At 59.5% G+C, this 12,972-nt stretch carries 12 protein-coding genes; 4 read left to right on the top strand and 8 right to left on the bottom strand.

The window, feature by feature from the left end; translation table 11 throughout:
• Positions 1-13: 13 nt before the first annotated feature.
• The gene (trhO, locus tag AC2FJ6_RS10605) at positions 14-919 is read right to left on the bottom strand and encodes an oxygen-dependent tRNA uridine(34) hydroxylase TrhO (RefSeq protein ID WP_170772911.1); all 906 of its coding nucleotides are present in this window, start codon (positions 917-919) and stop codon (positions 14-16) included.
• 93 nt (positions 920-1,012) lie between these two features.
• Between trhO and pncA the strand changes: the two genes are divergently transcribed.
• On the top strand, positions 1,013-1,606 hold the full coding sequence (pncA, locus tag AC2FJ6_RS10610; protein ID WP_170772913.1) for a bifunctional nicotinamidase/pyrazinamidase: 594 nt from the start codon (positions 1,013-1,015) through the stop codon (positions 1,604-1,606).
• On the opposite strand, the gene AC2FJ6_RS10615 is transcribed toward pncA, so the two are convergent.
• Positions 1,603-2,136, bottom strand: coding sequence for a hypothetical protein (locus AC2FJ6_RS10615; RefSeq protein WP_170772915.1), 534 nt, complete (start codon positions 2,134-2,136; stop codon positions 1,603-1,605). The genes pncA and AC2FJ6_RS10615 overlap by 4 nt on opposite strands.
• A gap of 164 nt (positions 2,137-2,300) precedes the next feature.
• On the opposite strand from AC2FJ6_RS10615, the gene pncB reads away from it, so the two are divergent.
• Entirely contained in the window at positions 2,301-3,593 is a 1,293-nt protein-coding gene (gene pncB / locus AC2FJ6_RS10620) for a nicotinate phosphoribosyltransferase (protein WP_170772917.1), read from the top strand.
• Between the two features lie 3 nt (positions 3,594-3,596).
• Here the strand turns inward: pncB and AC2FJ6_RS10625 are convergent, their stop codons facing one another.
• Genes AC2FJ6_RS10625 through AC2FJ6_RS10650 form a run of 6 tightly spaced genes read right to left on the bottom strand, consistent with a single transcriptional unit; the run spans position 3,597 to position 11,084 of the window.
• Entirely contained in the window at positions 3,597-5,048 is a 1,452-nt protein-coding gene (locus AC2FJ6_RS10625) for an aldehyde dehydrogenase family protein (protein WP_170772919.1), read from the bottom strand.
• Between the two features lie 23 nt (positions 5,049-5,071).
• Positions 5,072-6,679, bottom strand: a complete 1,608-nt coding sequence (locus AC2FJ6_RS10630; protein ID WP_496668944.1) for an ABC transporter ATP-binding protein — start codon at positions 6,677-6,679, stop codon at positions 5,072-5,074.
• A complete protein-coding gene (locus AC2FJ6_RS10635; RefSeq protein WP_496668946.1) occupies positions 6,676-7,491 on the bottom strand; it encodes an ABC transporter permease in 816 nt (271 codons plus the stop codon). The genes AC2FJ6_RS10630 and AC2FJ6_RS10635 overlap by 4 nt, the downstream gene beginning before the upstream one ends.
• Positions 7,488-8,435: an ABC transporter permease gene (locus tag AC2FJ6_RS10640; RefSeq protein ID WP_496668948.1), complete on the bottom strand. Its 948-nt coding sequence runs from the start codon at positions 8,433-8,435 to the stop codon at positions 7,488-7,490. Before AC2FJ6_RS10640 ends, AC2FJ6_RS10635 begins: the two co-directional genes overlap by 4 nt.
• A 40-nt stretch (positions 8,436-8,475) precedes the next feature.
• A complete protein-coding gene (locus AC2FJ6_RS10645; RefSeq protein WP_496668950.1) occupies positions 8,476-9,582 on the bottom strand; it encodes a ligand-gated ion channel in 1,107 nt (368 codons plus the stop codon).
• Positions 9,583-9,596: 14 nt separating this feature from the next.
• The gene (locus tag AC2FJ6_RS10650; RefSeq protein ID WP_496668952.1) at positions 9,597-11,084 is read right to left on the bottom strand and encodes an ABC transporter substrate-binding protein; all 1,488 of its coding nucleotides are present in this window, start codon (positions 11,082-11,084) and stop codon (positions 9,597-9,599) included.
• A 171-nt stretch (positions 11,085-11,255) separates the two neighbouring features.
• Here AC2FJ6_RS10650 and panB point away from each other — a divergent pair, with 171 nt between their 5' ends.
• Both panB and panC read left to right on the top strand, forming a co-directional pair.
• Positions 11,256-12,095: a 3-methyl-2-oxobutanoate hydroxymethyltransferase gene (panB, locus tag AC2FJ6_RS10655; protein WP_170772932.1), complete on the top strand. Its 840-nt coding sequence runs from the start codon at positions 11,256-11,258 to the stop codon at positions 12,093-12,095.
• Positions 12,092-12,934 carry a pantoate--beta-alanine ligase gene (gene panC / locus AC2FJ6_RS10660; protein WP_496668954.1) on the top strand — a complete coding sequence of 281 codons (843 nt, stop codon included), beginning with the start codon at positions 12,092-12,094 and terminating at the stop codon, positions 12,932-12,934. Before panB ends, panC begins: the two co-directional genes overlap by 4 nt.
• Positions 12,935-12,972: the final 38 nt, after the last annotated feature.

Here is a 12,972-nt window from a genome sequence, read left to right on the forward strand (position 1 = left end):
GCAACCGAGTGGTTTAGTCTGCGCCCAAATGTTCCTGCCCGCGTTGGAGCGCCAGCCCGATCTGCTTCTGCCGCTCGCGGAAGCGCATCTTGTCAGCTTCCGAGGTTTCATCGACGCATTGATGGCACGCAACGCCGTGTTCATATTCAGGGCGATTCATATCCTCGGGCAGGATCGGACGGCGGCAGCCATGGCACAGGTTGTGGGGCCCCTCGACCAGCCCGTGCCCCACGGACACGCGATTGTCGAAGACGAAACACTCACCCTGCCAAGTGCTGTCCTCGGCGGGCATTTCCTCAAGATATCGCAGGATACCGCCTTTCAGGTGATAGACATCCTCGACCCCCTGACCCAGCAGGAAGTTGGTGGATTTCTCGCACCGAATACCGCCGGTGCAGAACATGGCAACACGCTTGTTGTGAAAGCGGTCCTTGTTTTCCTCCCACCAGGCCGGAAATTCGCGGAAACTGGCTGTTTCAGGGTCTATTGCTCCTTCAAACGTACCAATCGCCACCTCATAATCGTTGCGGGTGTCGATCACCACCACATCGTCGGAACGGATCAGGTCGTTCCACTCCTCCGGCTCGACATAGTTGCCGACACGGGCGCGCGGATCGACATCCGGCTGGCCCATTGTCACGATCTCTTTCTTCAGGCGCACCTTCATCTTCCCGAAAGGCGGATGGTCGGCGGTGGCCTCTTTCCATTCCAGATCGGCGCAACCCGGCAGCGCTTTGATATGCGCCAGCACGGCGTCAATCCCGGCGCGCGGGCCCGCGATGGTGCCGTTGATCCCCTCTTGCGCAAGCAGCAGCGTGCCTTTGACCGATTGTGCACGGCACAGGTCCAGCAAGGGTTCGCGCAGGGCGGTGTGATCAGCGAAACGGGTGAAGTGATAGAGGGCAGCGATGGTATACATGCGCGCGGTCTAGCCCCACGCGCGCAGAGTCGCAAGGGATCGGATTGACGCCCCCCGCTCGCCCCCTTACCGATAGCTGAAAAGGAGAGCGCGATGACCCATGCCCTGATCGTAATCGACGTCCAAAACGATTTCAGCCCCGGCGGTGCGTTGGCCGTTCCCGGCGGCGATGAGATCGTCGCCCCGATCAACGCGATTATGGATGAGTTCGACGCGGTGATCCTGACGCAGGACTGGCATCCGGCAGGGCATTCCTCATTCGCCAGCTCTCATGCAGGAAAGAACCCTTTTGACGTGACCGAAATGCCCTATGGTCCACAGGTTCTGTGGCCGGATCATTGCGTGCAAGGAACGCAGGGCGCAGCGTTTCATCCCGATCTGCGCATCGAAGGCGATTTGATCATTCGCAAAGGGTTTCGCAGCGCGATTGACAGCTATTCAGCCTTTTTCGAGAACGATCAGACTACGCCAACCGGGTTGGAGGGCTATCTGAACACCCGAGGCATCCGCAAACTGACGATGGTGGGCCTGGCCACGGATTTCTGCGTTCATTTCTCAGCCGTGGACGCGGCGCGGCTGGGTTTTGAGGTGACGGTGAATATGGGACTGTGCCGCGCGATTGATCTGGACGGCTCGCTTACGGCGGCAGAAACAGCGATGAAGGCTGCCGGTGTGACCTTGGCTTAGGGCGCGGAGCCCGAATCCAACAGATATTTCAGGATCACAAAAATAATGACCGCCAGCCCAAGAGCCACACCAATGCGAGCGGGCAAGGTGCGGCGTTCCGGCGTTGCCGGGGATTTATAGCGCGGGTTCGGGGTCCAATCAGCGGTGTTACGACGCTGACCGTTGCGCGGGCGGGCCGATTTGACGTCCCGAAGGAATTTCCAAAAGTCAAATTCGCCGCAATATTCGCCCTGAACACCCATTTCCCGAATGTTGGCAAACAGCGCTTTCAGAATCCGTTCACGCTCGGCCTCGTCACGGGGTCGATAAAAGCCATGCATCAACTGGCTTCCGGTCGCGTCCAGACCGAAACCTGCATCCTGAAAGATCTTGCGGATTTTCGGAGAAGCCGCCCGCAGCGCGTCCGCCGTTTTCACATTGCGGAACATTGCGCGCAAAACGGGCTTTTTCGAAGCCCCCTCTGCGCCTTGTTCGCCTTCTCCGTCCCCCGGATCGACAACAACGATGTCAAAATCGTACTCGAGAACCATTCACTAACTTAACCTCGACTTCCAAACCCCTCTTCTCACTAACCGGTGAAAAGATCACACAATTTGCTCGCTTTGTGACCTGAGCTTGTCATTGTCACCAAACCAGCGACTCTTGCCATTCCACACACCGATTGATCTAACAACGGAAATCGCAGGAGTTCCTCATGGTCGATATTGCGGCACGTGTGTACAATCATAAATGGCAGATTGACCCAATTATACGGTCTTTAATCGACACAGATTTCTACAAACTGCTGATGTGCCAGTCAGTGTTTCGAAATCGGCCCCAAACGGAAGTGGTGTTTTCGCTGATCAATCGGTCGAATCACATCCCCCTCGCCAAGCTTATTGATGAGGGCGAACTGCGCGAACAGCTGGATCATATCCGCTCGCTCAGCCTTAGCCGCGGCGAAAGCACTTGGCTGCGGGGCAATATGTTCTACGGCAAGCGACAGATGTTCCGATCCGATTTCATGGAGTGGTTCGAGAACCTGCGCCTGCCGGCCTATCATCTGGAACGCAAGGGCGATCAGTACGAACTGACCTTCGAAGGCAAATGGCATGAGGTCATGTTGTGGGAAATCCCGGCCCTGGCCGTGTTGATGGAATTGCGATCCCGCGCGGTTCTGAACGACATGGGCCGGTTCGAGTTGCAGGTGCTCTATGCCCGCGCCATGACGCGCGTTTGGGAAAAAATTGAGCAACTGCGCGACATTGATGGGCTGGGCATTGCGGATTTCGGCACCCGGCGGCGTCATTCCTTTCTATGGCAGGACTGGTGCGTGCAGGCGATGATCGAAGGCTTGGGACCCGCATTTACAGGCACGTCAAACTGCCTGATCGCCATGCGGCGCGAGGTTGAGGCCATCGGCACCAACGCGCATGAGCTACCCATGGTCTATTCCGCGCTGGCCAACACGGACGCCGAATTGGCGCAAGCGCCCTATGATGTTCTCAGCGATTGGCATGATGAGCATGAGGGCAACCTGCGTATCATCCTGCCTGACACCTATGGCACTCAGGGCTTTTTGGATCGCGCGCCCGACTGGCTGGCAGGCTGGACTGGCATCCGCGTGGACAGTGGTGATCCGGCGACGGGGGCGGAAACCGCCATCAACTGGTGGAAATCACGCGGCGAGGATCCGCGCGAGAAGCGCGTGATCTTTTCCGACGGGCTGGATGTAGACAAGATCCGCGAGTTGCACGGCCAGTTTGCCGGACGGACCAATATTTCCTTTGGCTGGGGTACATTGCTGACCAACGATTTTCGCGGGTTGGTGCCGGATGACGCGCTTGCACCGTTTTCTCTGGTCTGCAAGGCGGTCTCGGCCAACGGGCGCCCGACGGTCAAATTGTCGGACAATCCCGAAAAGGCGATGGGTCCGGCGGATGAGATCGAACGTTACAAACGTGTCTTCGGGGTCGGTGCGCAAGAAGCGATCGAGGTCATCGTTTAGACCCTAACCATGGTAGTTCGCCACGGTTTTAAGCTGTGAGAAGCCATAGAGCGCCTCGAAACCCTTTTCGCGGCCATGGCCAGATTTACCGACGCCGCCAAATGGCAGTTCGACCCCGCCGCCGGCCCCGTAATTATTGACGAAAACCTGCCCCGCCTGCAGCCGTTTCGCCAACCTCATCTGCCGCGCGCCGTTGCGGGTCCAGATGCTGGCGACAAGCCCATAGTCGGTACTGTTGGCGATCTCTGCGGCTTCGTCCTCGGTGTCGAACGGGATCAGCACCTGCACCGGGCCGAAAATCTCATCCTGCGCCAACGCATGATCAGGCGGCACATCGGCGAATAATGTGGGCTGCACATACGCGCCTTGCGTCGGGGCGTCCTCCACGATCTGCCCAAGACCTGCGATATTCAGGTCCGTGCCCCTGGCCAGAAACCCCTCAACAATCTCTTTCTGACGGGCCGAGATCAACGGCCCCACCCGCAAATCCTGCACCGCAGGTCCAACGGTCAGATCAGCATAGGCCGCAACCATGCGCGCCTTGACTTGGCTATAAACCCCACGCTGCACCAAAATGCGGGACGAGGCCGAACAGGTCTGCCCCGCGTTCTGAATACCCGCATTCACCAGAAACGGAAGGGCCGCGTCCAGATCGGCATCATCAAACACCAGTTGCGGGGATTTTCCGCCCAATTCCAACGTTACTGGTACAACATTGCGCCCCGCCGCCTGCTGCACCAAGGCCCCTGTCGCGACCGACCCGGTGAACGAGATGTGGTGGACGCCGGGATGGGCCGACAGTGCTGCTCCGGCCTCGGCCCCTAAACCCGGCACCACGTTTAGCGCACCAGCGGGCAAACCCGCTTGTTGGGCCAGATGCGCAAAGGCCAGAGCGGTCAGACACGCCTCTTCCGCCGGTTTCAGCACGCAGGCATTGCCCATCGCCAGTGCCGCCCCGACCGAACGCCCGATGATCTGCATCGGGTAATTCCACGGCACGATATGGCCCGTCACCCCATGGGGTTCGCGCAGGGTATAAACGGTGTAGCCGTCCAGATAGGGAATCGTCTCGCCCATAACCTTATCCGCCGCGCCGCCGTAGAATTCGCAATACCGCGCTAAGGCCACCGCATCCGCGCGCGCCTGAGTCAGCGGTTTGCCCACATCCATCGCCTCCAACGCGGCCAGATCGTCCACGCGTTCAAGAACCAGTTGGCCCAATCGGGTCAGGATGCGCCCGCGTTCCAGTGCAGTTTTACGGCCCCAATCCCCATCCAGCGCCGCCTGCGCGGCTGCGACCGCGGCGTCGATATCAGACGCATCCCCCCGCGCAATGCGACAGACTTCTGTACCGTCCGAGGGATTGATCAAAGGCAGATCGACACCAGCAGAGGGCGCGATCCACTCACCACCGATCAAACAAAGTGCGGGGTTGAACCAAAGAGGATTGGGCATTTTTCTCTCCATTCAGGCTCTAATCAGACATTTTGGCCAGCAAGCACCCCGATGTCAGGCAGCACCGGCGCGGCGTCGATCAGGGTACGGGTATAGGCGTGCTGCGGATTGGCAAAGACCTGCTCAGTCTCGCCCTGTTCCACGATCTTGCCCGCCTGCATGACCATCACCCGATCAGTGATCGTGCGCACCACGCTCAGGTCATGGCTGATGAACAGATAGGTCAGGTCATAGGTCGCGCACAGTTCGGCCAGCAGATCCAAGATTTGCGCACGGACCGAGACATCAAGGGCCGAGACGGCCTCATCAAACAGGATCAATTCGGGGCGGATGATCAAGGCACGAGCAATGGCGATACGCTGACGCTGCCCGCCCGAGAATTCGTGGATGTATTTCCCCGCGTCATCGGGGCTGAGGCCCACGGCGGTCAGCATTTCTGCGATCCGGTCCTGCCGCTCGGTCCCTGTGGGCGGCGTGTCCAGCAAATGAAACGGTTCGGTGATCAAACGCGCGACTTTGTGGCGGGGGTTGAAGCTGCCATAGGGGTCCTGAAACACCACCTGCATTTTACGGCGCACCGCAGGGTTTGGTTTATGGCCCGTGAGAACGAGTGCACCATCCAGACGGATTTCCCCCGCTTGTACCTCTTCCAAGCCCAGAATAGCCCGCGTTAGGGTCGATTTTCCACATCCAGACTCACCTACCAAACCCAGCCGTTCACCTCGATTGAGCGTAAAGCTGACCTGATCCACCGCGCGGTGGTGGCCCGGCGTGTCGAACAGACCCTTGCGCGGCAAACGATAGTCGCGGACGACCTGAGTGACCTCTAACAACGGGCGATCACCCGCTGTGTCGGGCAAGGCCACCTGATGATCCGAGGCCTCAAACAGCATACGGGTGTAAGGGTGCTGCATGTTGTGCAGCAGATCGTCGGTGGGGCCCGCTTCCACGACCTCGCCGTGCCGCATCACGACGATCTGGTCTGCCATGTCAGCGACCACGGCCAAATCATGGGTGATCATCAGCAGGCCCATGCCATATTCGCGAACCAACCCTTTCAGCAGATCGAGGATTTGTGCCTGCGTGGTCACGTCCAGCGCCGTTGTCGGCTCATCCGCGATCAGCAGATTGGGCCGCAAGGCAATAGCCATGGCAATGACAACGCGTTGGCGTTGCCCGCCTGACAGCTCATGCGGATAGCGAGACAGGGGAAAGCGCTCCGGGGGAAGGCCCACGCGGCGCAATACTTCCTTCGCGTGGTCCAGAGCCTGCGTGGCAGGCATGGCCTTATGGATCAGGATTGTTTCCATAACCTGATCGCCGATGGACTTCACCGGGTTCAGGGCTGTCATCGGTTCTTGAAACACCATCCCGATTGCGGCCCCGCGCAGGGCACACATCTCGGCTTCGGGAGTGGTCAGCACGTCGCGCCCGTCCAGCCGGATCTCGCCCTGCGTTTGCGCCCCGTTGGGCAACAGCTGCATCACGGCCAAAGCGGTCATCGACTTGCCCGAGCCGCTTTCACCTGTCACGGCGACGATATGGCCGGAATCAATGGACAGGTTGACCTGTTTCAGGATCGGCACCCCGTGGATGGACAGCGACAGGTTTTCGACCTCAAGCAAACTCATGCGCGCGCCACCCTGATCCGAGGGTCCAGCCAATCGCGCAGCCCGTCGCCCAGCAGGTTCAGACCCAGCACCGTGACAATGATCGCCAGCCCTGGTATCAGAGCCAAATGCGGGGCAAAACTGACCATTGTCTGCGCATCGGCCAGCATGCGGCCCCAGCTAGGTGTGGGCGGTTGCGCACCAAGTCCGACGTAAGACAGCCCGGCTTCGGCCAGTATCCCCAGCGAGAACTGGATGGTGCCCTGTACGATCAGCAGATTGGCGACATTGGGCAGGATATGTTCCGCCGATATGCGCGCAGCACCCTTGCCCGAGACACGGGCGGCGAGGATGAACTCACGCTCCCACAGAGACAGCGCGGCACCTCGGGTGATGCGGGCGAAGACGGGGATGTTGAAGATGCCGATGGCAATGATAGCGTTGACCGCCCCTGCTCCGAACACCGCAGTGATCAGGATGGCAATGACCAGCGATGGGAAGGCAAAGACCAGATCATTGCCGCGCATGATCACCTCATCCAGCCAAGATCCTTTGCGCGCCGCCGCTGTCAGGCCAAGCGGCACGCCCAGCGCCATACCGATCCCCACGGCAACTAGGGCGACCGCAATCGACGTGCGCGCACCGACCATGATCATCGAGAACATGTCGCGCCCGAAATGATCCGTGCCAAACCAGTTCTGTGCGCTTGGCGTCTTTAGCTTGCCGGGAATATCCAACGCGGCGTGGTCGTAAGGTGTCCAGACAAAGGACACCAGCGCCGCCAGCAGAACCAGCGAGGACAGCAATGCGCCAAGGATCAGGTTGCGGCTCATGTCCGACTCCTGAGGCGGGGATCAACGGCGGCATAAGCGAGATCCACCAGGAAATTCACGGTGATGACGGCAAAGACCAGCAACATGACCACCGATTCCACCACGATCAGATCACGGGCCGAGATCGCCTGAAACACCAAACGCCCAAGGCCGGGCAGGTAGAACACTTGCTCGATAATGATCGACCCGGCCAGCAGGAACGAGAATTGCAAGCCGATTATGGTCAGCACCGGGATCAGCGCGTTGCGGACCCCGTGCCGCCACAGGGCCTGACGGCGCGACAGGCCCTTGGCGCGGGCAGTGCGCATGAAATCCTCGCCCAGAATGTCCAACAGAGACGACCGCATAACCCGCGCCAGAATCGCGGCTTGCGGCAAGGCCAGCGCGATGGCGGGCAGGGTCAGCGAATGCAGCCCGGTCCAAAGCCCCTGATCCCAGCCCGCGAACCCTCCGGCGTTGAACCAGCGCAGGTTGATGGCAAAGATCAGCACCAGCATCATGGCAAACCAGAAATTGGGCACCGCAATGCCCAGCTGCGTTGCGCCCATTACGGTCAGATCACCCGGCTTGCCCCGACGCGCGGCGGCGTAGATCCCGGCGGGGAAAGCGATCAGCGTCGACAAGGCCAATGCATAGAGCGCCAGCGGCAAAGACACCCAAAGCCGATCCGCGATCATCTGCGAAACTGGCGTGCGATAGGTATAAGACGTGCCGAAATCACCCACCAGCATTCCGCTAACCCAGTTGAAGTAACGCTCGGGCTTTGAGCCATCCAAACCCAGATCAGCCCGTAGCGCAGCCAGCGTGTCCTCTTGCGCGTTGACGCCCAGCATGAAAGACGCCGGATCGCCCGGCGCGACCTCGATCACTGCAAAGATCACTACCGAGGCAACGGCCAGGCTGATCATCAGCGATATCAGGCGTTTGAAAGCGTAGCGCAGCATAGATCGCACGTTAGGGTCACAGGCGGCGTTGGTCCAGCGTCTAAGGTATCAGCAAATAAGCAGAAACCGCGTAGCCGACGATCGCGGCATAGCCCAGCGGATAGATCCATTTAACGGCGTAGTTATCCAGCTTGCGCGCCGTGTCTTCGTGCCCTGCGACCTTGAGTCTGCGCAAGGCAACATTGAACACGATCAACGCCCCGGTCATCAGGAACATCCATTGCAGAACGAAATCTAGAAAAGTCAGATAGCCCAGCTTGGGCAGATCAGCGGAAATCGCCCAGTTGAAAGCAACGAAGACCAGCAGGTTGCCGCCCGCAATCTCGATCCGTTTGCGGTATTCGTCCAGAAAGAACAGCGCCCAGCCAACCGCAACGAGTACCAGCATCGGCATGAACACCCGGATCATGTAGTAGGTCTGATGCCTGCTGCCCTGAAAGGCCAGCGCCAGTTGATCGCTATCTTGCCCCGATAGACCCTGAACCTGGGTTTTCACCATTCGCGCGTTGCCCAGAACCCATTCTTCCTCGCCCAGCAGATCGCCCAGACCCGAAAAGTCTTCCAGCGGGTAATACGTCACGTAGTCCGAGGGAAAGACCGAAACGACCTCGAAATAGAAATCCTGCGTGTCGAACGGGTACTTGCGGAAATCGAAATGAGGGGCCTGCAAGGTCAGCGAGGATTTTTCGACGTAAACGACACGCCCATCGCTGCGCAGTGCTGCGGCAGATTCGTGAATCCATTTGTTGGACTGCTGGTTATGGATCACAAAAGCCGGCATGACGGACCCGATCTCGGCCGCGTGGTCCGCCAAATCCGGCGGGTTAAAAACCCGAACATCACGCCCCATCTGTTCTTCGTCAAAAGCCAGCAAAGGATCCGTCCATTCGAACCGAAGAACGACCACTGCCCCATAGTTCTCTGCTTTTTGATCCACGCTGGTGATCTGGTCGATCTTGATCCCGACACCCACGTTCAACGGGTTTTCAGGGGTTCCAACCAGTGCATCCAGCCGGCTGCTCAACGCATTCTGTGCAACCGTCGCTGAAGGCAGTCCCCACAGTGCCACCACACACAGCAGAAAAACTCGGAAAAACGTCATCGTATCGTTTGCCTTGACCTTACGAGAACCGGGGTCGCGCGACACGACCCCACCTTTGATCACTCGGACCAGCTGATCTGCGTCAGGTCGATGGCAGCCGTGGGCGCGTTCTCCCACAGGCCCTGCACACCAGCTTTGGCAACACCCAGCTTGGCCAACTGGAACAGGTAGCCATTGACGAAATCAGTGGCGATCAGGCGCTGCGCGTCTCCCATCAGTTTGGTCCGCTCATCGGGGTCGGTCGTTTCGTTCAACAGCTCCATCAGAGCCTGAAAATCGCTGCTGTCATACTGGAAGTAATAGTCAGGCCGCGCGTAGATGCCGATATCCATTGGCTCTGTATGGCTGACGATAGTCAGGCCGAAATCCTTACCCTTGAACACCGACTCCAACCATTGCGCCCACTCGACATTGATGATTTCAGCCTTGATCCCGACCTCGGCCAGTTGTGCGGCGATAATCTCACCGCCGCGACGGGCGTAAGAGGGTGGCGGCAGGTGCAACGTGGTTTCGAACCCGTCAGCATAGCCTGCATCTGCCAGAAGCTGTGCGGCTTTCTTGGGGTCATAGGCCGAATTTCCGGTCAGGTCGACATAGGCCGGATTGTGTGGTGCGAAATGAGTGCCGATGGGGGTGCCATAGCCGAACATCGCCCCGTCGATGATCGCCTGCCGGTCGATCGCATGGGCCAAAGCCTGCCGCACGCGGATATCGTCAAAGGGCGGCTTTTTGTTATTCGTGGACAGGATCGTCTCGCCCTCGGTCGAACCGACCAGCACCTGAAACCGCGAATCCGCCTCGAACTGAGGCAGGTTTTCGGGGGCCGGGAAATTGTCGAACACATCCACATCATCGGCCATCATCGCAGCAAATGCAGCGGTCGGATCCGAGATAAACTTGAACGTAGCGGTCTCCAACGCGGGTTGATCGCCCCAATAGTTCGGGTTGCGGTTCAGTGTGATGCTGTCGCCCTGCACCCAGTCGCCAAAGGTATAGGCCCCGGTACCAACCGGGTTGGTCTTGATGTTCTCGATGCTTTCAGGCGCGACAATCACCGCATCGCCCCACGCCATGTTGAACAGGAAGTTCCCGTTCGGTGCAGACAACGTGACCTTGACGGTCAGAGGATCGACTACTTCGACACTGTCGATCCCGGCAAACAGGGCTTTCTGCGCGTTGGCGCTGTCTTCGGCGCGGGCGCGGTCAAGGCTGAACTTGACGTCCTCGGCATCCATGGTCGAGCCATCGTGGAAGGTCACACCATCATGCAGCTTGAAAGTGTAGACAGTGCCGTCATCCGAAATCTCCCAGCTTTCCGCCAGCCCCGGCACGACCGAGCCATCGCCCATAAAACGGGTCAACCCTTCGAAGATATTAGTATAAACGACCGAATCGATGGCTTGCGCGGCGGCGCTTGTCGGGTCCAGATGCGGAGGCTCCAACTGCATCGCAATGGTAATATCGGATTTGGCCCAAGCCTGCCCGGCGAAGAGGCTGGCTGCCACGGCCAACACCGACGCAAAGGACCGAAACGTCTGCTTTGTCATGTAAATCACTCCCCACTGAAAATGTGTGACCCTTCGTTTCCGAGGGTCGTTCTGAGACCAATGTCCCCATAAACCCAAGGTCAATCAAGGAAATGTTCGCGCAACCGGGGTTTCTATGGCCCCTGTCGATCTGTTATGCCGCGCTGCAACATGAACCCCGGAGCAACGATCATGAGTGCCACCGCCCGCAAAAAAGCCCCAAACGCCCAGGATATCCGCGACCTCAAAGGCGGCGAGCCCATCGTCAGCTTGACCGCGTACACCACGCCGATGGCGCGGTTGATGGATGCCCATTGCGATTTCGTACTGGTGGGCGACAGCGTCGGCATGGTGCTGCACGGGCTGGAATCGACGCTGGGCGTGACGATGGAGATGATGGTGATGCACGGGCAAGCCGTCGCCCGGGGGCTGAGCAGCGCGATGATGGTCATCGACATGCCGTTCGGTAGCTATGAACACTCGCCGGCCGACGCCTTTCGCAATGCCGCGCGGCTGATGGCCGAGACCGGCGCGGGGGCCGTCAAACTGGAGGGTGGGGTCGAAATGGCCGAGACCATCCGCTTTCTGGTCCAACGCGGCATTCCGGTGATGGCCCATATCGGCCTGACCCCACAATCGATCAACACGCTGGGTGGCTACAAGGTACAGGGCCGCGATGATCAGGCCGGGGCGGTTCTGGCCGACGCCCACGCCGTCGCAAGCGCAGGCGCGTTTTCGGTCGTGTTAGAGAAAGTTCCGCAAGGCCTGGCCGATCGCATCACAGCAGAGGTTGCGATCCCCACCATTGGCATCGGTGCATCTGCGGGCTGTGACGGGCAAATTCTTGTGGTCGACGACATGGTGGGCTTTTTCACCGCCTTCAAACCGAAATTCGTCAAACGCTATGCCGAACTTGGCCCCTTGGCCGAGGCCGCCATCGCCGAATACGCCGCCGAAGTGCGCGCCCGCAGCTTTCCGGCGGACGAACATGTTTTTGCGGATCAGGCCCCGTCCAAAGGACCAAAGACATGACAGCCCCCATCCTGCGCCGCCTTACCGATCTGCGCGCGCTGACATCCCAATGGCACCGCAACGGCGAGGTCATCGGCGTGGTCCCCACCATGGGCGCGCTGCATCAGGGGCATCTGTCGCTGGTTGAGGCCGCCAAGGCCGGGGCCGACCGCGTCATTGTCACGATCTTTGTGAACCCCAAGCAGTTCAACAACCCCGAAGACTTGGCCAATTATCCGCGCACGGAACATGAGGACGCGCAGAAACTGGGCCCCTATGGCGTGGACGCGATCTATGTGCCCGATCCTGATGAGATCTATCCGCAGGGCTTTGCCTCCACCGTTTCCGTCACCGGCCTGACCAATGTGATGGAGGGTGAATTCCGCCCCGGTCATTTCGATGGCGTCGCCACTGTCGTCGCGAAGCTGTTCCTGCAGACGCAGGCAGACAGAGCCTATTTCGGGGAAAAAGACTATCAACAACTGATAGTCGTGCGCCGTATGGCCCGCGATCTGGATATCCCGATTGAGGTTGTTGGCTGTCCCACGGTGCGCGAACCCTCGGGGCTGGCGATGTCCTCGCGCAACCTGCGTCTGTCGCCAGAGGGGTTGGAGGTTGCTGCCCACAAGCACCGGGTCATGATCGAACTGGCCACCTCGCTGAAAGATGGCGCGGCATTCGACGCCTTGGCCGCGCGGGCACAGACCGATCTGCTGGCAGCGGGCTTTACGCAAGTCGAATATATCCAACTGCGCTGCGCCGAGACGCTGGATCCGCTGACCCATGCCGACCGCCCCGCCCGGCTGTTTGTGGCCGCTTGGGCGGACGGCGTGCGACTGATCGACAATATTCCGGTCTGATCGCTCTGGCCCCAGCCACGCTGTTTGCGCTAAAGTCC

This window comes from Ruegeria sp. CDSA089 (assembly GCF_059612205.1).